The following is a 24,017-nucleotide window of genomic DNA, read 5'->3' on the forward strand; positions in this document are numbered from 1 at the left end:
TTTACTGCGGTTCATTGAAGGACGGCTCTGCCGGTTCCACGACATCCAGATCGCGTTCCCAGCCTTCGTTTTCGAGTTTGAGGGTCTCGATCGCGATCGCATTGGCGTTGGCATCGAGCTCGGGCAGCGCCTGCAGCTCGGACACCCAGCAGCGGAACACCTTCCACGCCTTCGCCAACTGCCCCGCCTCGTTATACAGCTCGATGATGATGTCCTTGCGGAAATCGGAAAGCGAGGTTTCCGCGCCCAGGCCGGCGCCGAAATTCCACACCTTGTTCGCCCACCGTTCGAACTCGACATCATGCGTGACGCCGCGTTCCAGCGTGATCGCTTCATATTTGGATCGGCCGGGCGACTTGCGGCTGGAGCTGGGATCGCCACCCTCGCGATGCTCCACAACTTCTGTCGTCCGCTTGAGTGCGCCGACCTTGGACACGCCGGCGACATAACGCCCGTCCCACCGGACCCTGAACTTGAAGTTCTTGTAGGGATCGAAACGCAGCGGATTGACGCTGAACTGAGCCATGGTCCCCTCCCTCAGGCGCCCGCGCCGGCCTGGCCGGCAAGCTGCTGCAATTTGATGATGACGAACTCGGCGGGCTTCAGCGGGGCGAAGCCTACGACGATGTTGACGATGCCGAGGTTGATATCGTCCTGCGTGGTCGTGCTGCTGTCGCACTGGACGAGATAGGCATCGCGCGGTGTGGTGCCCTGGAAGGCGCCCTGGCGGAACAGGTTGTGCATGAAGGCGCCGACATTGAGCCGGATCTGTGCCCATAAGGGCTCGTCATTGGGCTCGAACACCACCCATTGCGTGCCGCGGAACAGGCTTTCCTCGATGAACAGCGCCAGCCGCCGGACGGGCACATATTTCCATTCGGAGGCCAACGCGTCCGACCCCAGCAGCGTCCTGGCACCCCAGGCGATCGGCCCGAAGGCAGGGAAGTTGCGGAGCGCGTTGAGGCCGAGCGGATTGATCACGCCATTTTCGCCGTCGGTCAGCACATAATCGAGCCCGCGGGCGCCGCGGATGCTGGCTTCGGTGCCTGCCGGCGCCTTCCAGACGCCGCGCGAACTGTCCGTCCGGGCATAGAGGCCGGCCACCGCGCCCGAATTCGCGAAGGAGCGGATGCGGTTGCCCTGCAGCGGGTCCGCAAAGCGCCCGCGCGGGAAATAGGCCGCGGCATTGCGGTGGCGGAGGCTGCCATTGGCCGTGAGCCAGGTGCGCGCTTCCTCCAGCGTATCGACCGTGGCCGGAAGATCGAGGAGAACGAAGGACCGCCGTTCCTCTGCATAAGCGATCGCGTTGGCCTGAAGGGAAGGATCGGACTGGTTTGGCAGCATCAGGATGTTGAACAGGTCGACATCCTCCAGCGCGAACAGCCCCGTCTTTGCGGCGCGCGATCCCGCCAGTTCCACGGCGGAAGGTGGGTCGCCGTCATCGCCGGGCACCGCGCCGCTCTGCGCCTGCGTGGTCGGCCCGATGCCGAGTTGATAGGCGGCGACATTGGGCTCGGAATTGTCCGAAAGGTCGGTCGCGCCCGCGGTGGGGCCATCGTTGAATTCGAAGCGCACCGATGGCGTGTCGCCGGCGGGGATCGCGATGATCCGATCGTCGACCAGCAGCACGCGCGCCCCCGAAAATTCGGGTCGCGCGACGCTGTTCAGCCCCGCCTGCACAAGAGCGCGCAGGGCCGCCAGGGTGGTGGGCGCCTCGGGGGCAGTGTCCCACAGCGTGATCGCCTGGTTGACGAGCACATTACCGCCGGCATCCACCAGATCGACATCCAGCGCGCCGGGCGTCGTGAGCGTTGTGAGATCGACGGCGGGATCCTGGCGAACCCATGCAGTCCCCGTCTGGGCCGGGCGGATCGCCGCCGCCGCCGCTGTCTCGCGCCCGCCATTGGCGCCGCCCAACGACAGGGCTGCTGCCGCGCTCCGGCGGCCGGCGCTGGCGAAGGTGACGCTCGACCGTTCGATATCGGCCGCGTCCGTGCCCGACGTGGCGGTCAAGGTGGCTTGCGTGGCCGCCACGGTTTCGGTGCAGGTGAAATCGGCAAAGGCCGGGTTGCCGGGCTCCAGAGCCCGCACAGCCGCTTCGATGCGATCGGCCAGATTGGCCATCCGCGCGGCGAAATTGGCGCCGGTCAGCGGATCGCCTTCGCCCATGAAATCGAACTCATAGGTTCGGCCGCCATCGAGCGATATCGCCAGCCGGCGGACATTATCGCCCAGCAAGGCGAGATCGGTGGCCTCGATGATGCCGCTGGTCGCCACGCCATTCGCTGGGAAGGCAAGACCGCCGGGCCGTTCGAGCCGGATCAGGCTCGACGCCGCGTTGACGACATCGACCGCATAGTTTGGCGCGAAGCTGTTCATCGAAAGATTGCGATGGGTTTCCGACCGCACGGTCTGCAGGCGGCCATTGCGCTCCTGCACCTCGGCGACCGTCAGGTTGAACAGGCTCGCCGGGCTGGACGTGTCATAATCGACGCCCAGGCGCAGGCCGTTGCCCCATGCACCCTCCGCATTGGCGAAGGCCGTGAGCACGACATTCCCGCCGCCGCCGAAGGCGTCTTCAAGATCGACCGAAGCTTCCGCCGCGCCGGCCGCGACGCGAACGATCCACGCGGTCGATCCGCCATTCAGGAAGAAATGCGACACCGCATAGGAAAGGTCGCTGGTGAGATCGAGCCCGCCGAACTGGCGCTCGAAATCGGCGAAGCTGAAGATCTGCACCGGCTGGTTGGTAGGCCCGCGCGCGGTGAAGCCGACAAAGGCCGCGACCGAGGTCGCCACGCCGGCGATGCTCCGCACGCCGCTGGGCACTTCCTCGATATAGACGCCGGGATATGAGACATTGGTCGCCATCAGCGCATCCCCTGCTCAAGAAACAGCTTATCGATCCGGAAAGCGGTTGCTGTTCCGGTGACAACAAAGTCCTGCCAAAATAGACTGCAGCGGGACGAAAGGAGAGTCCTTTCGCATCCGTATCAATCTATTATGCTACTTGTCGTTCCTATGGCCGATTGTGCTTTTTCCGCAGCGACCCAATGCGGCGACTCTTTATGTCACCGGCGCTTTAATGCTTGGAAGGTCGCTCTCTTCCTAACAATTGTCAATTCAGAAGTGTCGAATGTCAGGGGCAATTCCGCTTGGGGTCGGCGGGGGCGTCCAATTATCGCGACTGGATGGTTTCGACCTGCCCATCTTCCAGCCGGAGTGCGGTGAGGATGCCGGTTTCATAGGCGCCTGTGTCAATGCCGATGCGATGGGGAAGGATTTCGGGCTGATCGCTGTGCCAGCTATGGCCGTGGACGATGGTCTTGTGGCTGGGAGCCGTCGCATCGAGAAATTCGCGGCGAATCCACAACAGATCATCCTCGTGCTGCTGATCCAGCGGGCGGCTGGGCCGGACGCCGGCATGGACGAAGGCATAGTCGCCAATGCCGATCATCAGCTCCAGCCGTTCGAGCAGCCGGAGATGGGCGGCGGGCATAGCATCGAGGAACTGATCGCGGGCGCGGTAGCAATCATCCGGTCCAAGCCGCGGATCGGGCGGCTCGACACCATAGGATCGCAGGGTGGCGACGCCCCCGAATTCCAGCCATCCCTCGGCATCTTCAGGGTCTTCCAGAAAGGCGAGCAAGGCCTGTTCGTGATTGCCCTTGAGCAGGTGAATTTCGAAATTGGGGCGGCGTTTCAGCCAGACCAGTGCGTCCAGCACATCCGAGGATTGCGGGCCGCGATCGACATAATCGCCGCAGAAGATCAGGATCGGACAGCGGCCGTGCGCGCGGGCCGTGGCGTCGGGAACAACGCGTTGCAGCAGCGCCTTCAGCGGCTGGTAGCTGCCGTGAATGTCTCCGATCGCATAGACCAGTTGGCCCTCGACGGATCGGCCCCTGGTGGCCGGATCGGCCTTTGCCGCGGGCCGGAGCAGCGGATGATCGGCAATGCGGCTTACCATTGCCCTATCTTTCCCGTCGGGCTTGCGCGCTCAGGGTCTGCAATTCTTCGGCGAGCGCATAATAATTGCCAATCAACTGGCGGGGCTCATCGGAGGAGCGGTTGCGGACCTTCGACCAGCGCTTGCGATAGGAGACCAGGGTCGATCGCTCGACGCCATTGCGGATGGCACTCGCATAAGCGTTGCGCAGTTCCTGGTCGGCGGCACGCACTGCTGGTTGCAGGCACCAGGCTTCGTGTGCATCGTCCATACCCGTGCAGCGCCTGGCGGAGGGCGCGGAGCGAGAGGGCGCATCTGGTTCGACCGTTGCCGTCCGGACCGGGCTGCCGCCCCGCGATATCGCGCGCGCCGGCTTGTCCGTCGTCGACGACTTCGTTGTGGGCGACGATTGCTTGACGGGAGACGTTTGGGTGGCGGGCTTCGGCTGCTCGACAGTTGCTGGCGGCGCAAACGTCGGTTGCGGTTTCAGCTGTTCTGGAAGCGGGATCGGTTCGGTGACCGGTCGGTCGGCCTGCGCGATGGGGCCGATCTTCTGCTCGGGTGGCACAAGATATATGGCGGAAATGCCGAGGGCTGCCACCGCGGCCATCCCGACAGTTCCCCACAGCGAAAAACCCTTTCCCTCACGCTTCCGGATTCCTGCCAAGGGTTTCATGCGGGAGGTATGCGATGGGCTCGCCACCGAATGCGGCTGGGATGCAGTCGAGGCGGGGCCGAAGATCGACTGCATATCGTCCCGCACGCGGACCTGCGCCGTGCGGCCAAGGGGCGCATCGTCAGGTTTGGCGGTGCCGCTATCGACCCCGTCGTTCACGGCGAAACTGCTATCCGATCCCACGCTCAAGCCTCTCAGCAATCGGACGCGTAAGGCGATTGCCAACAGCGAAACCCGGTGGGGGCGGGTCGGTTCCGTCAGCGCGGCTCAAACCGTCGCATCGGGAACCATGCCGGGCGCGGTGAAGCGTGCTCAGACCCGCGACGGGATGGTGATTCCGCGCTGAACGGCGGGCCTTGCCAGCCCGCGTTCCAGCCAGGCCGGCACATTCTTGAGCGAGGCGAAATCAACCAGTTCGGCCGCCTCATAGAAGCCGACCAGGTTGCGGACCCAGCCGAGCATCGAGATGTCCGCGATGGTGTAGGCATCGCCCATGATCCACTTGCGTCCGTCCAGCCGGCCTTCGAGCACGCCCAAAAGGCGCTTGGATTCATCGCGATAGCGTTCGAGCGGGCGCTTGTCGGCAATCTCCCGCCCGGCGAATTTGTGGAAGAATCCGAGTTGGCCGAACATCGGCCCGATCGCGCCCATCTGGAAGAATACCCACTGGATCGTCTCGTATCGCGCGGCGAGATCGGCAGGGATGAGCTTGCCCGTCTTTTCCGCGAGATAGAGGAGGATGGCCCCGGACTCGAACAGGGGGAGCGGCTTTCCGCCCGGCCCGTCGGGATCAATGATTGCGGGGATCTTGCCGTTGGGGTTGAGCGACAGATATTCCGGCGTCCAGCTCTCGTTCGCGCCGATATCGATCAGATGGGGTTCGTAGGGCAGGCCAAGCTCCTCCAGCATGATCGAAACCTTCACGCCATTGGGCGTCGGCAGCGAATAGAGCTGGATGCGGTCGGGAAATTGCGCGGGCCAGCGCGACGTGATCGGGAATGCGGAAAGATCGGCCATGGGGGGGAAGCTCCGCCGGAGATTCATATGGGGCCGGCACCATAACCGACGATGCCATTGCGACAATGGCTTGAAAGAGCTTTCGATGGGTGACGGCTCCCATCGACCAACGGCGCTGTTTGGCGCGCGGCGGGCGGGATAGGTTGCTCCTTTCAGTTGGGGGTTTTCCATGAAACCATATCTGACGACTTTCGCGGCGGGCCTGATGCTGCTGGGCGCACCTGCCTTCGCCGACGTTTCTCCGACGATCCTGAAGGCGCCGGGCCGGTCCGAGGCAGCGCTGGCCGCGGATGCCGGCCGCAAACCGATCCAGGTGCTCGATTTCTTCGGGGTCGCGCCGGGCATGAAGGTGCTCGATCTGATGGCCGGCGGCGGCTATTATTCGGAACTGTTGGGCCAGGCCGTCGGGCCGAAGGGATCGGTGCTCGCCTTCGTCAATGCGACGCCGGAGGACGGTGACACGGCGAAGCTCGACGCAGCCTGGCAGAAGCTGATGAGCCGCAACCCCAACGTCCGGCTGGAGAAAGGGAACATCGCCAAGCCGGACTATAAGCCGGCGAGCTTCGATTTTGCCCTGCTGCATCTAGAATACCATGATTTCTATTGGGAAAGTGAAAAGTATCACTATCCCCACATGGACCCGAATGAGGCGCTGAAGCGGCTATACGCCGCCATGAAGCCGGGCGGCGTCGTGGGCGTGGTGGATCATGTCGCGGATGCCGGCGGCGACACGCGGGCCGTGGTCGATAAGCTTCATCGCATCGATCCCGCCGTGGTGAAGGCCGATTTCCAGCGGGCGGGCTTCGTGCTCGACGCGGAATCGCCGGTGCTGATGACGGGGCAGGACGATCATTCCAAGCTGGTCTTCGATCCCGCGGTGCGCGGCAAGACGGATCGCTTCGTCTTTCGTTTCCGCAAGCCGAAATAGCTTTGTGAGTGGGCGGGGTCTTATGCCCCGCCCGCCACGCGCTTATTCCATCGCCGACCAGCGTTCGCTGAAGCGGCCGTGGCGTGATTCCGCCGCCAGCCGGACGAATTCGGCCTGGTCCATGTGGATCAGCGAGGCGTGGTCGCCTGCCTCGAAATAGATTTCAGGCTCGGCCTCCAGCGCATCGTCGACGATGGTGACGATGCCATAGCTGGACCCGAAGGCCGGCACCGCGCCTATCGAGCAATCGTCGAAGATCATGCTGATCTCCTCCTCATCGGCCAGCCGCGGTTTCTGCCCCAACTCGGCCCTGAGATCGGCAAGCTGGATACGGCAATCCGACGGCAGCACCGCCAGCAGATATTCGCCATAGGTGTCGAGCAGGACGGCCTTGGCGAGTTGCTCCGCCGGGATATGGGAAACCGCGGCGCTCTGCATCGCCGATTTGGTTGGCGGGTGGATCACGAGATCGTAATCGGCATGATGTTCGTCGAGATACTGACGCAGCTTGGGTGCGATTGTCATCTGAAGTCTCCCCGAGACAGGCCCGCTGGAAGGCCGCGCACCCCGGAGGATCGCCCGCAGGCGCGGTCGCTCAATGTAGAACGCGCGACCTTTCCGTTCGATCCGCCGGAACCTCCACGCCACGGCGGGATTGAGCATGTGAAATTTCCGCCTCAGGAGGCATCGCATGGCCGCACGTCCAAGCTGGCGCGGGCAGATCCGGCTCGCCTTGGTTTCCATTCCCGTCGAGATATTTCCGGCCACCAAGAGCGGCGCGTCGATCGCCTTCCACCAGATCCACGAACCCTCGGGCAAGCGCATCCGCTATGAAAAGGTCGTACCCGGCATCGGCCCGGTCGACACCGACGACATCATCAAGGGCTTCGAATATGAGAAGGGCGAATATGTCCTGCTCGACGAGAAGGAGATCGAGGGCGTCAAGCTGGAGAGCAAGAAGACGCTGGAACTGACCCAGTTCGTCGACGCCCATGACATCGACCCGATTTATTTCGAAAAGCCCTATTATGTCGTTCCCGCCGACGATCTGGCCGAAGAGGCGTTCATCGTGCTGCGCGAGGCGCTGCGCCGCAGCCGCAAGATCGGACTGGGGCAACTGGCGATGCGGGGGCGCGAATATGTCGTCAGCCTGAAGCCATGCGGGCGCGGCATGGTGCTGGAAACACTGCGCTACGCCGACGAGGTGAACAAGGCGGCGAGCTATTTCCGCGGCATCGGCGACGCCAAGCCCGATCAGGATCTGCTCGATCTCGCCGAGACGCTCATCGACAAGAAGGCGGGCAAGTTCGACGCGGGCGAATTCCACGATCGCTATGTCGATGCGCTGAAGGGGCTGATCGAACGCAAGAAGAAGGGTAAGTCGATCAGCATCGACGATGCGGAGGCCGCACCGTCGTCCCGCGGCAGCAATGTGATCGACCTGATGGCGGCGCTGAAGCGGTCGCTCGACAACTCGGGCAAGACGACGGCCGCCAAAACTCCGGCACGAAAAGCCCCGGCCAAGAAGGCAGCGGTGACTCCAGCCAAAAAAACTGCAGCGACGGGCGCCAAAGCGCCGGCGCGCAAGCGGGCCTGATCGATGGGGCGGGCAGCCACGACGGCGAAACGCGACCAGCTTTCGCGCTATCGCGAGATGCGCGATTTCACCAGGACGGCGGAGCCATCCGGCGCCACAAGGCCGGCGAAGGGCAACAGCTTCGTCGTGCAGAAACATGCGGCGACGCGGCTGCATTATGATTTTCGGCTGGAATTGGATGGCGTGCTGAAAAGCTGGGCGGTGACGCGCGGGCCAAGCTGCGATCCGGACGACAAGCGGCTGGCGGTGCGGACCGAGGACCATCCGCTCGATTATGGCGGCTTTGAAGGCACCATCCCCAAGGGCCAATATGGCGGCGGCACGGTGATGCTGTGGGATAATGGCACCTGGGAGCCGATCGCCGGCAAGGACCCGCACAAGACGCTGGAGGAAGGGCATCTGCACTTCATCCTCCACGGCAAGCGGATGAAGGGCGAATGGCTGCTGGTGCGGATGAAGCCGCGCGGCAAGGAGAAGGGAGAGAACTGGCTGCTGCGCAAGGTGGACGACCGCCATTCGGGCGGATCGGACGATCTCGTCGCCGGCCACCTCACCAGCGTCGAAACCGGGCGGAGCATGGCCGAAATTGCCGATGACAAGAAAGGCGCCAAGCCGAAGGCGGCCGGGCGCAAATCCAGCAAGCGGGCCGTGAGCGGGCTGCCGCCCTTCCGATCCGTGCAACTGGCAACGCTGGTTGATCATGTGCCCGCCGGAGAGGGGTGGCTCCATGAACTCAAATATGACGGCTACCGCCTGCTGCTCGCGGTCGGCGGTGGCGAGGCGCGGGCCTATACCCGAACCGGCCTCGACTGGTCGGATCGCTTTGCCGGGCTAGTTGCTGAAGCGGCGAAGCTGAAGGTGACATCGGCCCTGATCGACGGCGAGGCGGTGGTTCTCGACGATCAGGGGCGATCGAGCTTCCAGGCGCTGCAAGCGACGTTGAAGGGCGGCAAGGACCGGATCAGCTTCTTCGCCTTCGATCTCCTCGAACTGGATGGCGAGGATATGACGGCGCTCCCCTTGTCCGAGCGCAAGGCGCGTCTCGCGAAGCTGATCGGCAAGGGCAAGGGCGACATTCTTTATTCGGATCATATCGCCGGCAAGGGCGAACAGCTTTTTCACCGCTTCTGCGATGCCGGGCTGGAAGGCGTGATCTCTAAGCGGGCCGCTGCCCGATATGTCGGCACGCGATCAGGCAATTGGGTCAAGACCAAATGCACCCGCCGGCAGGAGTTCGTGATCGTCGGCTGGACGCAATCCGACAAGCAGCGCGGCTTCCGTTCGCTTCTGTTGGGCATGCACGGTGAGGAGGGGCTGCGCTACGCCGGCAAGGTCGGCACCGGTTTTGGTGCGGAGGAAATGGCGCGGCTGATGGCGCTGATGCAGCCGCTCGAAGCCGAGAAAGCCACGGTCGAGGCTCCGCGTGCGGCGGTGCGCGGGGCGCACTGGATCAAGCCCAAACTGGTGGCGGAGATCGCCTTCACCGAATTTACCGGCGACGGCGTGCTGCGGCATCCGAGCTATATCGGCCTGCGCGAAGACAAGAAGGCGGACGCTGTGGTGCGGGAGGTGGAAATGCCCGTCGAAACTGTTGCGGCGTCCGGCGATGATGCGGTCCGCATCAGCAACCGCGATCGCGTGATCTTTCCGGAGGCGAAGATCACCAAGGGAGCGCTCGCCGATTATTATCAGGCGGTGGCGCCGATCATGCTGCCCTGGGTCGCGGAACGGCCGATCAGCCTGGTGCGCTGCCCTCAAGGACGTGCGCGCAAATGCTTCTTTCAGAAGCATGACGCTGGCAGCTTCGGCGATCATGTCCATCATGTCGCGATTCGGGAGAAGAATGGGAGCGAGGAGCCCTATCTCTACATTGATGACGCGCCGGGACTGCTCGCCTGCGTCCAGATGGGAACGATCGAGTTTCACGGCTGGGGTTCGCGGATCGGCGAGGTCGAGAAGCCCGATCGACTGGTGTTCGATCTCGATCCGGATGAGGGACTGGATTTTGCTGACGTGGTCTCCGCCGCCTTTCACACCCGCGATCAGCTCAACGCGCTGGGCCTCGCCACCTTCGCGATGGTGACGGGCGGGAAGGGCGTGCATGTCATCGCGCCGCTGACGCCCAAGGCGGAATGGCTGGCGGTCAAGGATTTCGCCCAGCGCTTCGCGACCGCGCTGGCGCAGGCCGAACCTGATCGATTCACCGCCGCATTGGCCAAGGCCAAGCGCAAGGGGCGCATCTTCATAGACTATCTGCGCAACCAGCGCGGATCGACCGCGGTGATGCCTTATTCCGCCCGCGCCCGTGAGCGCGCACCGGTGGCAGTGCCCGTCACCTGGGAGGAGTTGCGCAAGCTCGATACGCCATCGCGCTGGCATGTCGGCGATGCGAAAGAGCTGCTCCGGCGGGCTACCTCGAAGGATTTGGTGACATGGGGCCACGCGCAACAGACGCTGCCGGATGCTTGAGCGGTGCGACGGGCATGGGGCCTAGAGAGTTGGGCCGAGGTAGGATTTTCCGGTCGGTTCCGATAGTAGGTAAGCGAGATGGCGTGAACGCCGCCATGGCTTCAAGCCTATCCGCAACGGCAGCTTCGCGTTCGGCAAAGATTGCTTTGTTCTCTACTTGTGCGATCGAGATATGAGGACGCGTCGGAGGGCTATCATGCGCATGAGCAGACGAGTTGTGACCATCGCGATGCTGCTGGGCGCGGCCGCCTTGTCGGCCTGTTCGGGCGGTGACGACAAGAATCAGGGCAGCAAGGTCACGCTGCTCAACGTCTCCTATGATCCGACGCGCGAGCTCTACAAGGAAATCAACGCGAACTTCGCCAACAAGTGGAAGGCGGATCACGGCCAGACCGTGAGCTTCAAGATGAGCCATGGCGGATCGGGCAAGCAATCGCGATCGGTGATCGACGGGCTGGAGGCGGATGTCGTCACGCTGGCGCTGGCCTATGACATCGACGCGATCGCCGCGAAGCCGGGGCTGATCGACGCGGCCTGGCAGACGCGGCTTCCCGATAACAGCGCGCCTTACACGTCGACGATCGTCTTCCTGGTCCGCAAGGGCAATCCCAAGGGCATTCGCGACTGGAACGACCTGGTGAAGCCGGGCGTGAAGGTGATCACGCCCAACCCCAAGACGAGCGGCGGCGCGCGCTGGAACTTCCTCGCGGCCTGGGCCTATGGCCGCAAGGCCGGCGGATCGGACGCGGCGGCCGAGGCCTTTGTGACCAAGCTGTTCGCCAATGTCCCGGTGCTCGATTCCGGTGCTCGCGGCGCCACCACGACCTTTGTCGAACGCGGTATCGGCGACGTGCTGCTGGCCTGGGAAAATGAAGCTTTCCTGGCCGAGAAGGAGATGGGGGTCGGCAAGTTCGAGATCGTTGTCCCCTCGATCTCCATCCTCGCGGAACCGTCGGTGGCGATGGTCGACGCCAATGTGAAGAAGCACGGCACCGGCGAGGTCGCGAAGGCCTATCTGGATTATCTCTACACGCCTGAAGCGCAGGACGTGATCGCGCGCAATTTCTACCGCCCGCGCGACCCGCAGGTCGCGGCGCGCTATGCCGCTACCTTCCCGAAGCTCAATCTGGTGACGATCGACCAGGAATTTGGCGGCTGGAAGTCTGCGCAGACCAAATATTTCGCGGATGGTGGGGCGTTCGACACCATCTTCGCCAAGATCAAGCGCTGAGCCGGACATGACGACGGCGAACGCGTTGGCGCTGCCGCGCCACGGCCACAGGATGCGGCGGCCGATCTTCCGTGCGCCATCGATCATCCCCGGTTTCGGGCTGACCTTCGGCCTCAGCCTCACCTGGCTCTGCCTGATCGTGCTGATTCCGCTGTCGGCGGTGTTCATCAAGACGGCGGGGATGGGCTGGGACCATTTCGTCGGCGTCGCGCTTTCCGATCGCGCGCTCGCCGCCTATCGGTTGAGCTTCGGCGCATCGCTGGGGGCGGCCTTCATCAATGCCGTGTTCGGGTTGATGATGGCCTGGATTCTCGTCCGCTACGACTTTTTCGGCAAGCGGGTGGTGAATGCGCTGGTCGATCTGCCCTTCGCGCTGCCCACCGCGGTTGCGGGTATCGCCTTCACTGCGCTCTACACGGACAATGGCTGGATCGGGCAATATTTGGAGCCGCTCGGCATCAAGGTGGCCTTCACGCAGCTTGGCGTGATGGTGACGCTGACTTTCATCGGCCTGCCCTTCGTCGTCCGCTCGGTCGAACCCGTGCTGGCGGATGTCGGCGCGGATGTGGAGGAGGCTGCGGCGTCGCTCGGCGCGACCCGCGGGCAGACGTTTCGCCGCGTGATCCTGCCGGCGATCCTGCCGGCACTGCTCACCGGCTTCGCATTGGCCTTTGCGCGGGGCGTCGGCGAATATGGTTCGGTGATCTTCATCGCCGGCAACATGCCGTTCGAAACCGAGATCGCGCCGCTCCTCATCATCACCCAGCTCGAACAATATGATTATGAAGGCGCGACGGCGATCGCGACGGTGATGCTCGTCGCTTCCTTCGGGCTCTTGCTGCTCATCAATCTGCTCCAGGCGTGGAGCCGGAAGCGGACGGTCGACTGATGCGTAACGGCGCCACATCCGAATCGCGACTTGCCCGCGCCACGATCATGACGCTGGGGCTGGGCTTCCTCGGCTTGTTCTTGCTGATGCCCTTGCTTGCGGTGTTTGCCGAGGCGCTTTCCGATGGTTTGGGCGCTTATGCCGAGGCCGTGATCGAACCGGACGCGCTGGCCGCGATCCGCCTGACCTTGCTGGTTGCCGCGATCAGCGTGCCGTTGAACATCGTCTTCGGCATCGCCGCCGCCTGGGCGATCACCAAGTTCGATTTTCCGGGCAAGAGCATCCTCATCACCTTCATCGACCTGCCTTTCTCGGTCTCGCCGGTGGTGTCGGGCCTGATCTATGTGCTGCTGTTCGGCGCGCAGGGTTGGCTGGGGCCGTGGCTCGCCGAGCATGATATCCAGATCATCTTCGCGGTGCCGGGCATGGTGCTGGCGACAGTCTTCGTGACCTTCCCCTTCGTCGCGCGCGAACTGATCCCGCTGATGGCGGAGCAGGGCCGCGACGACGAGGAAGCGGCGCTGTCGCTGGGTGCGAGCGGCTGGCAAGCCTTCTGGCATGCGACGCTCCCCAATATCCGCTGGGGCCTGCTCTATGGCGTGCTGCTGTGCAACGCCCGCGCGATGGGCGAGTTCGGTGCGGTCTCGGTCGTCTCCGGCCATATCCGCGGCGAGACCAACACCATGCCGCTGCATGTCGAGATCCTGTATAACGAGTATAACTTCGTCGCCGCCTTTGCCGTTGCGTCGCTGCTGGCCCTGCTTGCGCTGGTCACGTTGGTGCTGAAGAGCTTCCTGGAATGGCGCTATGACTATCACGGCAAGGGGACCGGGCATTGAGCATCAGGCTCGACACGATCAGCAAGAATTTCGGCGGGTTCACGGCACTCGGGAACATCAATCTCGAGGTCGAACCGGGCGAGTTCCTGGCGCTGCTCGGCCCGTCGGGCTCGGGCAAGACGACCTTGCTGCGGATTATCGCCGGGCTCGAATTCCCGGATACCGGCCGAGTCTTCTATGACGGCGATGACATTACCGACCTGAAGGTCGCCGATCGCGGCGTCGGCTTCGTGTTCCAGCATTATGCGCTGTTCCGTCACATGACGGTGGCGGACAATGTTGCCTTCGGTCTGACGGTGCGCAAGCGACGCGACCGGCCGTCGAAAACCGCGATCGCGGCGCGGGTGCAGGAACTGCTCGACCTCGTCCAACTTGGCAATCTGGGCAAGCGCTATCCGGCGCAGCTTTCGGGCGGGCAGCGACAGCGCGTCGCATTGGCCCGCGCGCTGGCGGTCGATCCGCGGCTGTTGCTGCTCGACGAGCCGTTCGGCGCGCTCGACGCTCGCGTCCGCAAGGATCTTCGCCGTTGGCTGCGCGAGCTGCACGACAGCGTGGGGCTCACCTCGATCTTCGTGACGCATGATCAGGACGAGGCGCTGGAACTGGCCGATCGCGTGGTGGTGATGGATCATGGCGTGATCGAGCAGATCGATACGCCGCAGATGATCTATGACGAGCCGGCCAGCGCTTTCGTCTTCGATTTCGTCGGGGAGTCGAACCAGATTCCGGTGACGGTATCGGGCGGCACGGCACTGCTGTTCGATCGACCGCTAGCCCTGCCGGCCGGCACGGTGACACTGCCCGATGGCCCGGCGCGCTTGTTCTTCCGGCCGCATGACGCCGAGGTGGTGAACGAGGAGGCCGGGTCGCTCGCCGCGACCATCAGCCTGACGCGGCCGAATAGCGGGTCGATCCGGGTGGAGGGCAAGCTGGCGGGGCTGGACGAACTGATCGAGATCGACGTTCCGGTTGGTGCGGCGCCGCAGGTGGGCGAGCAGATCTTCGTGCGGCCGACCAGGGCCAAGCTCTATGCGGGATCGGCGGACGGTTAGAAGGGGACATCGCTGCCGAAGCTTTTTTCGCGGGCGAGGCGGTAGAGATGCCAGCCGACGGCGAGATCCTGGACGATCGAGCCGAGCGATTTGTAGAGAGTCAGGTTTAGGCTGGAAAGGCGGCCGGGAATTCCCCCTTTGGTGTAAACCTGACCGATTTCGCCAAGCACATGATCTTCGCTAATCAGGCCTGATTCCAATGCCTTGAGGATCTCCGCGCCCTGGGCCAGCACCGACGCGCGGTGATCGGCGAAGACGCGGCAGCGAACAACCAGATCAGTGTCGATCTCGACCGGGCCGGGACGGCTCGATCCGACGATATTGAGATGGGCGCCATCGGGCACCTGGGCCGAGAACAGGATTGGTTCGGACGCCGCGGTGGTGGTGCAGATGATGTCCGCATCGCCGACCGCGGAACCGACATTCGGCGCGGCGGTGGCGGGCAGGCCGAACTCGGCGTGGACGCGATCGGCGAACGCCTGCGCCTGTTCGGACGAACGGCCCCAGACGGCGACATGGCTGAGCGGCCGGACATGGCGGATCGCGGCGACATGCTGCCACGCTTGCTCGCCATAGCCGAGGATGGCCAAGCGGGTGGCATCGGCGCGGGCGAGCGCATCGGTGGCGGCGGCGGACGCGGCGGCGGTGCGGATCGCCGTCACCTCGCCGGCATGGATCAGGCAGACGGGCGCGCCACTTTCGGGATCGAACAGCGTGATGAGCCCCTGATGCGACTGCTTTCCAGCCAAGAAATTGCCCGGATAGACGCTGATCAGCTTCGCGCCGAAGGTCAGATCGTCCATCGCGCCGGGCATCACCCCGAAGGCATTGCCCTTGCCGTCGAGATCGATGATCTGGCGCAGCAACTGGCGGGTGCGGCCCGCGGAGAGCGCGGCCATCGCATCGCGCATCAGGGCAATGCAGGTCGGGAAATCGAGATGCTCGGCAACCTCTTCCCGGCTGATGACGATCATTCCCGTATCTCCCCTGCGCGACGGATGAGGTTTGCCCATATCTTCCCTCTCCCGCAGGCGGGAGAGGGTGGGGTGAGGGTCTTCTTCTTTCTTCCGAGCTGAGAAACAAGACCCTCATCCTCCCACCGCCTTCGGCGGCGGGTCCCTCCTTCTCCCGCGAAGGCGGGAGAAGGTAAGTGGCCTGCATATAGTTGACATAGTCAACTAATAGGCGCAGGGCGGCTTCATGAGCGACCTAGAGATGCAGCAGGCGGTAATCGCCTATCGTTCCTTCAACCGGTTCCACACGCGCCTGGTGGGTGCGCTGGACCCGCATTATATGGGCAGCGCGCTGACGCTGATCGAGGCGCGGCTATTCTACGAAATCCTCAATCGCGAGGCGCCGCTGGCGTCGGAATTGCAGGAGGCGCTGGGCCTGGACGCGGGCTATGCGAGCCGCATCCTGAGGCGTTTCGAGGGCGAGGGCTGGATCGAGCGGGGCCGCGGCGCCGATGCGCGGCAGCGCCCGATCTTCCCAACCGATGCCGGCAAGGCGATGTTCGCTGCGCTCGACGATCGCACGCGGGGCGAGATCGAGCGCCAGCTCGACGCGCTGGGGGAGGCGGGGCGGGCGACTTTGGTGTCCGCGCTCGATACCGCCCGCGCGCTGCTCGGCGACGTCAATGCGCGGGACTGGACCTTACGCACCTTCCGGCCGGGTGACATGGGGATGATCGCGGGCCGGCAATCGGCCCTTTATGCGGCGTCGCATGGCTGGGGGGCGCCGATGGAAATCCTTCAGGGCGAGATCACCACCAATTTCCTGCGCAGTTTCAAGCCGGGGCGCGAGCAATGCTGGGTGGCCGAGCGCGCGGGGCGGATGGCCGGATCGGTTATGCTGGTCGATTCCGGCGACAATGCCGCGCAGCTCCGATTGCTCTATGTCGAGCCCGATGCGCGTGGCCTGGGGATCGGCGAGACGCTGGTCCGCGCCTGCGTCGATTTCGCGCGGTCCGCGGGTTATGCGAAATGCTGGTTATGGACGCACAGCATATTGACCAGCGCGCGGCGCATCTATGCGGCGACGGGGTTCGAGATCGTCTCGGTCAACATGCATGACGGCTTTGGCGAGCCCGTGCAGGGTGAGAATTGGGAGCTGAAATTCCAAGTCTGAACACCCAAGGCCGGGGGCGGTATGCCGTGGGCCTGCGGCGGCGCTGGCGGAAATGGCTGACAGGTGGGATGGGCCGGGGTGACGAGCGGCCGTGGCACGCCTAAGGAGGTGTCATGCCCCGTCGCCAGAGCCCCGGCTTGCCCAGCCGCCAGCAGATCCTCGATTTCATCACGCAATCCCCGACGCCAGCCGGCAAGCGGGAGATTGCCAAGGCGTTCGGACTGTCTGCGCAAGACAAGATCCTGCTCAAGGCGCTGCTGAAGGACATGGCGGACGAGGGGCTGATCGACAGCGCCCCCGGCCGCGCCTTCCACAAGATGGGCGGCGTGCCCAAGGTGACGGTGCTGCGCATCGTCGATGTCGAAGGCGACCAGCCTGTCGCGGTGCCCGAAGTGTGGCATTCCGATGCGCCGCCGCCGAAGCTGCGCGTGGTGGAGCGCGGCCGGCGATCGGCGCTTGGCCCCGGCGACCGCATTCTTGCCCGCACCGAGGAGAAGGGTGCGGGCTGGATCGCGCATCCGATGAAGAAGCTCGCCCGTGGCGAGGATCTGGTGCTGGGCGTGCTCCATGCGGAGGGCGACCGGCTGTGGCTGAAACCCGTCGACAAGCGCGAGAAGCGCGACTGGCCGGTGTCGGACGCGGGCGGAGCCGAGCCGGGCGACCTGGTGCTCGCCGAGAAGGCGGGGCGCCCGCCGCGGATGACCGTGAAGGTCAGCGAGAAACTGGGCGACCCCTTCGCACCGCGCAGCTTCAGCCTGATCGCGATCCATAAGCATGGCATCCCCAACCAGTTCGGCGAGGAGACGATAGAGGAAGCCGAGCGGGTGGCGAAGCTGCCGTTGGGCGAGGGGCGCGAGGATCTGCGCGCGGTGCCGATCGTCGCGATCGACCCGGCGGATGCGCGCGACCATGATGATGCCGTATGGGCGGCGCCAGATGATGACCCCGCCAATGTCGGCGGGTTCAAGGCGATCGTCGCGATCGCCGATGTCAGTTTCTATGTCCGTCCCGGCGGCCGGCTCGACCGCGAAGCACGCAAGCGCGGCAACAGCGTCTATTTCCCCGATCGCGTCGTCCCGATGCTGCCCGAGACGCTGAGCGCGGACATGTGCTCGCTGAAGGCCGGGCAGGATCGCGCGGCGATGGCCTGCCACCTGACGATCTCCAAGGACGGCAAGCTCCTGTCGTGGCGCTTCACTCGCGCGCTGGTGCGGATCGCGGCGAACATCGCCTATGAAGATGCGCAGGCCGCGATCGATGCGGCTTCTCCCCCTCCCGCGAGCGGGAGGGGGCCGGGGGGTGGGGATGCCGAGGGTGCGGATGCCCACCCCCAACCCCTCCCGCGAGCGGGAGGGGAGCCATTCCCGCGCGAACTCACCGAAACCGCACTGAAGCCGCTTTGGGCCTGCTGGAAAGCGCTGTCGCGCGCGCGCGATGCGCGCAATCCGCTCGATCTCGACCTGCCCGAACGGCGCGTGGTGCTTGATGAAAAGGGGCGTATCCTATCTGTCGCAGCGCGCGAGCGGCTCGATGCCCATCGCCTGATCGAGGATTATATGATCGCGGCCAACGTCGCCGCCGCCAAGGCGCTGGAGGCGAAGAAGGCCGAGGTGATGTATCGCGATCACGAGCCGCCGAGCCGTGAGAAGCTGGTCGCGCTCAAGGATTATCTCAAGACCTTCGGCATCGAGTTCGCGCTGGGGCAGGTGGTGAAGCCCGCCACCTTCAACCAGCTTCTCGGCCGCATCCCCGAGGATGCCGATCATCGTCCGCAGATCATGGAGCAGGTGCTGCGCAGCCAGACGCAGGCTTATTACGCACCCCGCAACGCCGGCCATTTCGGGCTCGCGCTGGGCAGCTATGCGCATTTCACCAGCCCGATCCGCCGCTATGCCGATCTGCTCGTCCACCGCTCGCTGGTCGGTGCCTATGGCCTTGATCCGGATGCCAAGGCGACGCGCCTGGCCGCCGAGGATGCCGCGCGGATGGAGCAACTCGGCACCGCGATCAGCCAGGCCGAGCGCCGCGCGATGGAGGCCGAGCGTGAGACGATCGACCGCTATGTCGCGGCCTATCTCGCCACCCATGTCGGCGACGTGATGGAAACGCGGATCACCGGGGTGCAGAGCTTCGGCTTCTTCGCCACCGTGATCGGGCTAGGCGGCGATGGTCTGGTCCCCGTCTCGACCTTGGGGGCCGAACGCTTCCGCTATGACGAAGCCGCGCAAGCGCTGGAGGGCGAGGAGACGGGCGATCGCTACGTGCCCGGACAGTTTATTCAGCTACGGCTGGTCGAGGCCAATCCGATCAGCGGCAGCCTGCGTTTCGAATTGCCCGAAGGCGTGAACCATCTGCCCGTGCGCCGCGGCGGCAAGGACCGGAAGGTCATGGGGCGCAGAGGTCGCCCGTCGAACATCCGCCATCAGGGGCGGCGGCGATAGGGCAATAAAAACGCCGCCGGCCGGGTGGGCCAGCGGCGTTTTCAGGATCGTCGCCCGATCAGGCGAAGCGGACGGAAGCCCGCACCGTGCGACGACGCATTGCGCCGCCCACCATGCCGAAGCCCGCGATCATCATCGCCCAGCTCGCCGGCTCGGGAACTGCGGTCAACGTGATGTTGTCGACATAGCCGCCAAGCGATTCCGAGGTTCCTGCCGCGGCAAACGTCAGCGTGGTCGCCTGGTTGACGGTGAAGATGCCACTGGTGACGGTTGCCCAGCTGGTGCCGCCGCCGCCTGCGCCCGTTACGGTGCCCGGCGGATCGAGCAGGTCGCTGCCCAGATACACCTCGATACCGTTGCTGCCCGCGCCGACGCCGGGGCGGGGCGAATAGAGGAAGCTCAACTGGTAAGTGCCTGCCTGGATGATGCGCGACATCGAGCTGTTGCGCGAGCTATCCAGCTCGACGAACACGCTGCCGCCATCGGGTGCGGGCGCGCCGGCGACATTGTTCTGCAGTTCGATCGGGTTGTTCGGACCGCCGGCCGTCCAGCCATCGGCTTCCTGCACGAATACGAACTGACCCGCGCTCGGGCCGCCGGGGACGTTTTCGAAGGTGGACTGGAATACAACCGCGGCATGGGCCGGGACGATCATGGTGGCGCTGGCCAGCGCCGCTGCACTCAAAGCTTTGAACAAATCAGCCTCCCACACTCATAATGAGCCGGCTGTATCCAAGCAGAAGTCATGCCAGTTGAATTGAATCAATTACTTGGCGGGAAAGCATGCCCGACTGTCACGGGATTGTGTAAAATCCGCCAACAGTCGGGCGTTTCATTTCATTCGCCCCGCGTCAGGAAGGCCATGGCGATATTTTCGAACTCGGCCTTGCGTTCGATCATCGCCCAGTGGCCGCAGTTCGGGAAGACATGGAGTTCCGCGTTCGGGATCAGGCGCATCGGCACGAGCGCGCCGTCGAGCGGGTTGACGCGGTCGTCGCGGCCCCAGGCAATCAGTGTCGGCGCCTGGATCTTGGGCAGGTAGGCGAAGCCCTGCACCGCATCCGGGCTGCGGCCGAAGGCGGCGATCGCGTCCAGCGCCTGGCGCGTATACATCTTCTTGCTGGTTTCCATCGTCACCGGATCGGTTGACGACTTCCAGCGCATCTCCAGCAGCTCGTCGGTCAGGATCGCCTTGTCGTAGACCATCGAGTGGAGCCAGGCGATCAGCCGTTCCTTGCTCGGCTGCTCGACGAAATCGACGAGGCGAGTCAGCCCTTCACCGGGGAAGGTGGTGAGCAGGCCGACGCCGATGCCGCCGATCGTGATGAAGCGCTTGATCCGCGCGGGATGCGCGGCGGCAAGTTGCGCGCCGACGATCCCGCCATAGCTGTTGCCGAGGATATGGGCGCTTTCGATCCCCATCGCATCCATGAAGCGGATGACCGAGGCGACCGCCGACGGGATCGGCATGCCTTCCACCGGCGCGCTTTTGCCATAGCCCGGCAGGTCCAGGATGATGGTGCGGAACCGCTTGGCGAAGAAAGCCAGGTTGTTGCCGAAATTGGCCCAGCCGGTCACGCCGGGGCCGGAGCCGTGGAGCAGCAGCAGCACCTCGCCCGAACCCGCCTCATGATAATGGAGCGCGCCGCCCGCATCATCCAGAATCCGGCTGGTTTCCTCAAAGCTCATTGCCGACATGCGCATCCTCCGATCCTTATCGGCGCGCATGTCGCATGAATTTCGTTAGTTCGGCAAGCGTTCGCGTCGACTTCAGCCGCGAGCCTGCACGAGTGGCAGATCGACGCGCTCGCCCGGCTCCGGCAGCGGGATCGACGTATCGGTGATCCAGAGCAATCTGCCGCTGCTGTCCTCGATCCGCCCGCTCACAGTGATGCGGTGGCCGGGCAGGATGCGCGCGGGATCATAATCGAGGCTGTAGGGCAGCGGCACCTGGCGCCCCTGCGTCGGTATCCGGCGTTCGGCGATCAGCGTCGCGGGCGCATCCGCCAGCGACACATCCTGCACGCGGACGATCAGCACCGCATCGGGCGGCAGCGCGATGCGCTGGCGATAGACGGCGATCCCTTCGAGCAGCACCAGCGTGCTCATCCCCTGCGGTTTCGGTGCGGTGTTGAACGGGAAGGTGCAGCCGGTGGTGGCCAGCAGGAGAAGCGCGACCGGAAACAAGGCTTTCATCGGCATTCTCCACGACCCGTTCCATCGCAGAATGCCTGTTTTCGCGATGCCCGTCACGCTTCTGTTGGGCGTCCCGATGCGTTATAGTCACGCACTACACTCGATCGGAGGCTTTTGGGGATGCTTCTCGGTAATGTGGTGGCGGCAGCGATGACCGCCGCAGCCCTGCAGGTGCCCGCGCCGGTGCCGCCCTCCGTCGTGGCCAACACGCCGGCGCTGGATGATGAAGCGGCCGAAACGCTCGCCACCGCCGTCGATGCCGCGCAGCGGATGACCGTCAACGTGTTCGTCAACGGCCGGGGGCCTTATCCCTTTGCGGTCGATACCGGATCGGACCGGACGGCCGTGGCGCGCAGCCTATCGGACCGGCTGGCGCTGCCCAAGGGCAAGTCTGCGACGATGCACAGCATGGGCGGATCGGGCCAGATCGGCACCGCGGTGATCGCCAGCCTGCAGGTCGGCGGCAACGAGGTGCGCGATGTGCGGGCGCCGGTGCTGGCGGACCGGCATATCGGGGTTTCCGGCCTGCTCGGCGTCGACGGGCTGGCGGACCAGCGGGTCGAGATGGATTTCATCGCAGGCAACATGAAGATCTATCCGTCGAAGATCGCGCCCGAAAAATTCGAGCCCGGGACGATCGTCGTCAAGGCGCGGCGCAAATATGGCCAGCTCATCCTGGTCGATGCGGACATCGATGGCGAGAAGGTGAGCATCATCCTCGATTCCGGTGCGCAGGTTTCCGTGGGCAACAACGCGTTGCGCAAGAAGCTCTCGCGCAAGGGCAAGCAGGGCAGCGTCCAGCAGATCACGCTGATGGACGTCGCCGGCAATTCGATGGAAGCGGAGATGGGCGTGCTGCCCAGGATGCGGATCGGCGGCCTGCGGGTCGAAGGCATGACGATCGCCTGGACGGAGGCACATCCCTTCAAGATGTTCGGCCTGTCGAACAAGCCCGCCATGCTGCTCGGCATGGATCTGCTGCGCAGCTTCGAGCGCGTCTCGGTCGATTTCGGCAACAAGAAGGTGCGCTTCATGCCGCGCGAACAGGGCAGGCGGGGGCTGGCGGCGCAGGACCCGGCGCCGCCGCCGGCACCTAAAGACGTGGCAGGGTAACGCCGCGCTGGCCCATATATTTGCCGGCGCGATCGGCATAGCTCGTCTCGCACGGCTCGTTGCCCTGCAGGAACAGGAACTGGCACGCGCCTTCGTTGGCATAGACCTTGGCGGGCAGCGGCGTGGTGTTCGAGAATTCCAGCGTCACATGGCCTTCCCAGCCCGGCTCCAGCGGCGTCACGTTCACGATGATGCCGCAGCGCGCATAAGTGGATTTGCCGAGGCAGATCACCAGCACGTCGCGCGGCACGCGGAAATATTCGACCGTGCGGGCCAGCGCGAAGCTGTTAGGCGGGATGATGCAGCAATCGGTCTTGCGATCGACGAAGCTGTTGGCCGCAAAATCCTTGGGGTCCACCGTCGCCGAATCAACATTGGTGAAGATCTTGAACTCGTCGGCGACGCGCGCGTCATAGCCGTAGGAGGACAGGCCATAGCTGATGCACCCGTCGCGGCGCTGCGCCTCGACAAAGGGTTCGATCATCCCATCCTGCTGCGCGCGCTCGCGAATCCACTTGTCGGACATGATGGACATTCAGTTCATTCCCAGATCGTCAGGCCCGAAGGCGAAAGGCAGGAGTTCGGATAGCAGATGGCGTTCCACCGCGCCGCCGTCACCGGACGCGCAATGGACGACAATGTCGCGGCCGCCAAGTTGGGCTGCCTCGACAAGGATCTGGCGGCAGCGGCCGCAGGGACGGACGGGATCGCTGCCGGACAGCCCGGCGGACGTCATCCGCCCGCCGATCACGCCGATCGCCACCACGTCACGCAGACGGCCCGCGGTGTTGGCGGCCGCCAGCGCCACCGTTTCGGCGCAGAGCGAGAGGCCGTAGCTCGCATTTTCCAGATTGGTGCCGGGGATGATCGTGCCATCTTCCAGCAGCAGCGCCGCGCCGACGGCGAAGCGCGAATAAGGCGCATGGGCGTTGCCCGCGGCCTCGCGCGCGGCATCGATCAGCACCGCGCCGGCAACGTCGGACAGGTCGACCTCAGCCACGGATATGAAGCACGCAGATCAGCGTGAACAGCCGCCGCGCCGTATCGAAATCCACGTCGATCTTCCCCTGCAGCCGTTCCCTGAGCAGCTCGGCCGCCTCGTTGTGGATGCCGCGTCGCGCCATGTCCACCGTCTCGATCTGCTGCGGCGTCGCCTGGCGGATCGCCTGGTAATAGCTGTCGCAGATCGCAAAATAGTCCTTGATGGGCCGGCGGAAGCGGCCGAGGCCAAGGATCAACGTCTCCAGTCGCTGCTCGTCATCGCTGAAGATGTCGATCGCCAGCCGGCCTTCCTCGACGCGCAGGCGGATGCGGAACGGCCCGACATAGCCTTGCGGATAGTCGCGCTCGGGGCGGAAATGATTTTCCTCCAGCAGGTCGAAGATCGCGATCCGCCGTTCCTGCTCGACATCGGCATTGCGCCAGATGATCGTCTTGTCGTCGAGATCGACGGCGATGATGCGCGGATCAGCCATGGGTGTCCGGCCGCTGTT

General features: G+C 64.5%; 23 protein-coding genes. 10 read left to right on the forward strand and 13 right to left on the reverse strand.

Going from position 1 to position 24,017, the window contains the following annotated elements:
- Position 1: 1 nt before the first annotated feature.
- The 5 genes from ACFB49_RS00310 to ACFB49_RS00330 all read right to left on the reverse strand — a co-directional run bounded on the left by ACFB49_RS00310 (position 2) and on the right by ACFB49_RS00330 (position 5,642).
- A complete protein-coding gene (locus tag ACFB49_RS00310; RefSeq protein ID WP_380874681.1) occupies positions 2 to 526 on the reverse strand; it encodes a phage tail protein in 525 nt (174 codons plus the stop codon).
- Positions 527 to 537: 11 nt separating this feature from the next.
- Positions 538 to 2,871, reverse strand: coding sequence for a phage tail sheath C-terminal domain-containing protein (locus ACFB49_RS00315; protein WP_380874683.1), 2,334 nt, complete (start codon positions 2,869 to 2,871; stop codon positions 538 to 540).
- Between the two features lie 307 nt (positions 2,872 to 3,178).
- Entirely contained in the window at positions 3,179 to 3,970 is a 792-nt protein-coding gene (locus tag ACFB49_RS00320) for a metallophosphoesterase family protein (RefSeq protein ID WP_380874684.1), read from the reverse strand.
- Positions 3,971 to 3,974: 4 nt separating this feature from the next.
- Positions 3,975 to 4,700, reverse strand: a complete 726-nt coding sequence (locus tag ACFB49_RS00325; protein ID WP_380874685.1) for a hypothetical protein — start codon at positions 4,698 to 4,700, stop codon at positions 3,975 to 3,977.
- Positions 4,701 to 4,937: 237 nt separating this feature from the next.
- A complete protein-coding gene (locus tag ACFB49_RS00330; protein WP_380874686.1) occupies positions 4,938 to 5,642 on the reverse strand; it encodes a glutathione S-transferase N-terminal domain-containing protein in 705 nt (234 codons plus the stop codon).
- A 169-nt stretch (positions 5,643 to 5,811) separates the two neighbouring features.
- On the opposite strand from ACFB49_RS00330, the gene ACFB49_RS00335 reads away from it, so the two are divergent.
- Positions 5,812 to 6,570 carry a class I SAM-dependent methyltransferase gene (locus tag ACFB49_RS00335; RefSeq protein WP_380874688.1) on the forward strand — a complete coding sequence of 253 codons (759 nt, stop codon included), beginning with the start codon at positions 5,812 to 5,814 and terminating at the stop codon, positions 6,568 to 6,570.
- Between the two features lie 42 nt (positions 6,571 to 6,612).
- Here ACFB49_RS00335 and ACFB49_RS00340 read toward each other — a convergent pair whose 3' ends face one another.
- Positions 6,613 to 7,095 carry an aminoacyl-tRNA deacylase gene (locus ACFB49_RS00340; protein ID WP_380874689.1) on the reverse strand — a complete coding sequence of 161 codons (483 nt, stop codon included), beginning with the start codon at positions 7,093 to 7,095 and terminating at the stop codon, positions 6,613 to 6,615.
- Between the two features lie 166 nt (positions 7,096 to 7,261).
- On the opposite strand from ACFB49_RS00340, the gene ACFB49_RS00345 reads away from it, so the two are divergent.
- The 6 genes from ACFB49_RS00345 to ACFB49_RS00370 all read left to right on the forward strand — a co-directional run bounded on the left by ACFB49_RS00345 (position 7,262) and on the right by ACFB49_RS00370 (position 14,647).
- Positions 7,262 to 8,167: a Ku protein gene (locus tag ACFB49_RS00345; protein ID WP_380874691.1), complete on the forward strand. Its 906-nt coding sequence runs from the start codon at positions 7,262 to 7,264 to the stop codon at positions 8,165 to 8,167.
- Between the two features lie 3 nt (positions 8,168 to 8,170).
- Positions 8,171 to 10,636 (forward strand): DNA ligase D, encoded by a 2,466-nt coding sequence (gene ligD, locus ACFB49_RS00350; protein WP_380874693.1) that lies wholly within the window; start codon positions 8,171 to 8,173, stop codon positions 10,634 to 10,636.
- A 202-nt stretch (positions 10,637 to 10,838) separates the two neighbouring features.
- The gene (locus tag ACFB49_RS00355) at positions 10,839 to 11,867 is read left to right on the forward strand and encodes a sulfate ABC transporter substrate-binding protein (protein WP_380874694.1); all 1,029 of its coding nucleotides are present in this window, start codon (positions 10,839 to 10,841) and stop codon (positions 11,865 to 11,867) included.
- A gap of 7 nt (positions 11,868 to 11,874) precedes the next feature.
- A complete protein-coding gene (cysT, locus tag ACFB49_RS00360; protein WP_380874695.1) occupies positions 11,875 to 12,756 on the forward strand; it encodes a sulfate ABC transporter permease subunit CysT in 882 nt (293 codons plus the stop codon).
- Between the two features lie 47 nt (positions 12,757 to 12,803).
- On the forward strand, positions 12,804 to 13,595 hold the full coding sequence (gene cysW, locus ACFB49_RS00365) for a sulfate ABC transporter permease subunit CysW (RefSeq protein ID WP_380880128.1): 792 nt from the start codon (positions 12,804 to 12,806) through the stop codon (positions 13,593 to 13,595).
- Entirely contained in the window at positions 13,592 to 14,647 is a 1,056-nt protein-coding gene (locus tag ACFB49_RS00370; protein WP_380874697.1) for a sulfate/molybdate ABC transporter ATP-binding protein, read from the forward strand. The genes cysW and ACFB49_RS00370 overlap by 4 nt, the downstream gene beginning before the upstream one ends.
- On the opposite strand, the gene ACFB49_RS00375 is transcribed toward ACFB49_RS00370, so the two are convergent.
- Positions 14,644 to 15,621: an ornithine cyclodeaminase family protein gene (locus tag ACFB49_RS00375; RefSeq protein WP_380874699.1), complete on the reverse strand. Its 978-nt coding sequence runs from the start codon at positions 15,619 to 15,621 to the stop codon at positions 14,644 to 14,646. The genes ACFB49_RS00370 and ACFB49_RS00375 overlap by 4 nt on opposite strands.
- Positions 15,622 to 15,847: 226 nt before the next feature.
- Between ACFB49_RS00375 and ACFB49_RS00380 the strand changes: the two genes are divergently transcribed.
- Positions 15,848 to 16,774 (forward strand): GNAT family N-acetyltransferase, encoded by a 927-nt coding sequence (locus tag ACFB49_RS00380; protein WP_380874701.1) that lies wholly within the window; start codon positions 15,848 to 15,850, stop codon positions 16,772 to 16,774.
- A 113-nt stretch (positions 16,775 to 16,887) separates the two neighbouring features.
- Positions 16,888 to 19,215: a ribonuclease R family protein gene (locus ACFB49_RS00385; protein ID WP_380874702.1), complete on the forward strand. Its 2,328-nt coding sequence runs from the start codon at positions 16,888 to 16,890 to the stop codon at positions 19,213 to 19,215.
- Between the two features lie 58 nt (positions 19,216 to 19,273).
- On the opposite strand, the gene ACFB49_RS00390 is transcribed toward ACFB49_RS00385, so the two are convergent.
- From ACFB49_RS00390 to ACFB49_RS00400, 3 genes are all read right to left on the reverse strand, one after another.
- Entirely contained in the window at positions 19,274 to 19,912 is a 639-nt protein-coding gene (locus tag ACFB49_RS00390) for a PEPxxWA-CTERM sorting domain-containing protein (protein WP_380874704.1), read from the reverse strand.
- Between the two features lie 140 nt (positions 19,913 to 20,052).
- On the reverse strand, positions 20,053 to 20,913 hold the full coding sequence (locus ACFB49_RS00395; protein ID WP_380874705.1) for an alpha/beta fold hydrolase: 861 nt from the start codon (positions 20,911 to 20,913) through the stop codon (positions 20,053 to 20,055).
- A gap of 72 nt (positions 20,914 to 20,985) precedes the next feature.
- Positions 20,986 to 21,411, reverse strand: a complete 426-nt coding sequence (locus tag ACFB49_RS00400; protein WP_380874707.1) for a YbaY family lipoprotein — start codon at positions 21,409 to 21,411, stop codon at positions 20,986 to 20,988.
- Between the two features lie 150 nt (positions 21,412 to 21,561).
- Between ACFB49_RS00400 and ACFB49_RS00405 the strand changes: the two genes are divergently transcribed.
- Entirely contained in the window at positions 21,562 to 22,524 is a 963-nt protein-coding gene (locus ACFB49_RS00405) for a retroviral-like aspartic protease family protein (RefSeq protein WP_380874709.1), read from the forward strand.
- On the opposite strand, the gene dcd is transcribed toward ACFB49_RS00405, so the two are convergent.
- From dcd to ACFB49_RS00420, 3 genes are read right to left on the reverse strand one after another with little or no spacing between them, the layout of a single operon-like run.
- Positions 22,505 to 23,059: a dCTP deaminase gene (dcd, locus tag ACFB49_RS00410; protein WP_380874710.1), complete on the reverse strand. Its 555-nt coding sequence runs from the start codon at positions 23,057 to 23,059 to the stop codon at positions 22,505 to 22,507. The genes ACFB49_RS00405 and dcd overlap by 20 nt on opposite strands.
- The gene (locus tag ACFB49_RS00415; RefSeq protein WP_380874711.1) at positions 23,060 to 23,524 is read right to left on the reverse strand and encodes a cytidine deaminase; all 465 of its coding nucleotides are present in this window, start codon (positions 23,522 to 23,524) and stop codon (positions 23,060 to 23,062) included.
- Positions 23,517 to 23,999: a UPF0262 family protein gene (locus ACFB49_RS00420; protein ID WP_380874713.1), complete on the reverse strand. Its 483-nt coding sequence runs from the start codon at positions 23,997 to 23,999 to the stop codon at positions 23,517 to 23,519. Before ACFB49_RS00420 ends, ACFB49_RS00415 begins: the two co-directional genes overlap by 8 nt.
- Between the last annotated feature and the right edge of the window lie 18 nt (positions 24,000 to 24,017).

Origin of the sequence: Sphingomonas sp. DBB INV C78 (assembly GCF_042693015.1) — a bacterium.
GTDB lineage: Bacteria > Pseudomonadota > Alphaproteobacteria > Sphingomonadales > Sphingomonadaceae > Sphingomonas_E.

Bases quoted from the DNA above. Each gene is read 5' to 3' on its own strand.
- ACFB49_RS00310 (WP_380874681.1), bottom strand. From the start codon at position 526: ATGGCTCAGTTCAGCGTCAATCCGCTGCGTTTCGATCCCTACAAGAAC.
- ACFB49_RS00315 (WP_380874683.1), bottom strand. From the start codon at position 2,871: ATGGCGACCAATGTCTCATATCCCGGCGTCTATATCGAGGAAGTGCCC.
- ACFB49_RS00320 (WP_380874684.1), bottom strand. From the start codon at position 3,970: ATGGTAAGCCGCATTGCCGATCATCCGCTGCTCCGGCCCGCGGCAAAG.
- ACFB49_RS00325 (WP_380874685.1), bottom strand. From the start codon at position 4,700: ATGCAGTCGATCTTCGGCCCCGCCTCGACTGCATCCCAGCCGCATTCG.
- ACFB49_RS00330 (WP_380874686.1), bottom strand. From the start codon at position 5,642: ATGGCCGATCTTTCCGCATTCCCGATCACGTCGCGCTGGCCCGCGCAA.
- ACFB49_RS00335 (WP_380874688.1), top strand. From the start codon at position 5,812: ATGAAACCATATCTGACGACTTTCGCGGCGGGCCTGATGCTGCTGGGC.
- ACFB49_RS00340 (WP_380874689.1), bottom strand. From the start codon at position 7,095: ATGACAATCGCACCCAAGCTGCGTCAGTATCTCGACGAACATCATGCC.
- ACFB49_RS00345 (WP_380874691.1), top strand. From the start codon at position 7,262: ATGGCCGCACGTCCAAGCTGGCGCGGGCAGATCCGGCTCGCCTTGGTT.
- ligD (WP_380874693.1), top strand. From the start codon at position 8,171: ATGGGGCGGGCAGCCACGACGGCGAAACGCGACCAGCTTTCGCGCTAT.
- ACFB49_RS00355 (WP_380874694.1), top strand. From the start codon at position 10,839: ATGAGCAGACGAGTTGTGACCATCGCGATGCTGCTGGGCGCGGCCGCC.
- cysT (WP_380874695.1), top strand. From the start codon at position 11,875: ATGACGACGGCGAACGCGTTGGCGCTGCCGCGCCACGGCCACAGGATG.
- cysW (WP_380880128.1), top strand. From the start codon at position 12,804: ATGACGCTGGGGCTGGGCTTCCTCGGCTTGTTCTTGCTGATGCCCTTG.
- ACFB49_RS00375 (WP_380874699.1), bottom strand. From the start codon at position 15,621: ATGATCGTCATCAGCCGGGAAGAGGTTGCCGAGCATCTCGATTTCCCG.
- ACFB49_RS00380 (WP_380874701.1), top strand. From the start codon at position 15,848: ATGAGCGACCTAGAGATGCAGCAGGCGGTAATCGCCTATCGTTCCTTC.
- ACFB49_RS00385 (WP_380874702.1), top strand. From the start codon at position 16,888: ATGCCCCGTCGCCAGAGCCCCGGCTTGCCCAGCCGCCAGCAGATCCTC.
- ACFB49_RS00395 (WP_380874705.1), bottom strand. From the start codon at position 20,913: ATGTCGGCAATGAGCTTTGAGGAAACCAGCCGGATTCTGGATGATGCG.
- ACFB49_RS00400 (WP_380874707.1), bottom strand. From the start codon at position 21,411: ATGAAAGCCTTGTTTCCGGTCGCGCTTCTCCTGCTGGCCACCACCGGC.
- ACFB49_RS00405 (WP_380874709.1), top strand. From the start codon at position 21,562: ATGACCGCCGCAGCCCTGCAGGTGCCCGCGCCGGTGCCGCCCTCCGTC.
- dcd (WP_380874710.1), bottom strand. From the start codon at position 23,059: ATGTCCATCATGTCCGACAAGTGGATTCGCGAGCGCGCGCAGCAGGAT.
- ACFB49_RS00420 (WP_380874713.1), bottom strand. From the start codon at position 23,999: ATGGCTGATCCGCGCATCATCGCCGTCGATCTCGACGACAAGACGATC.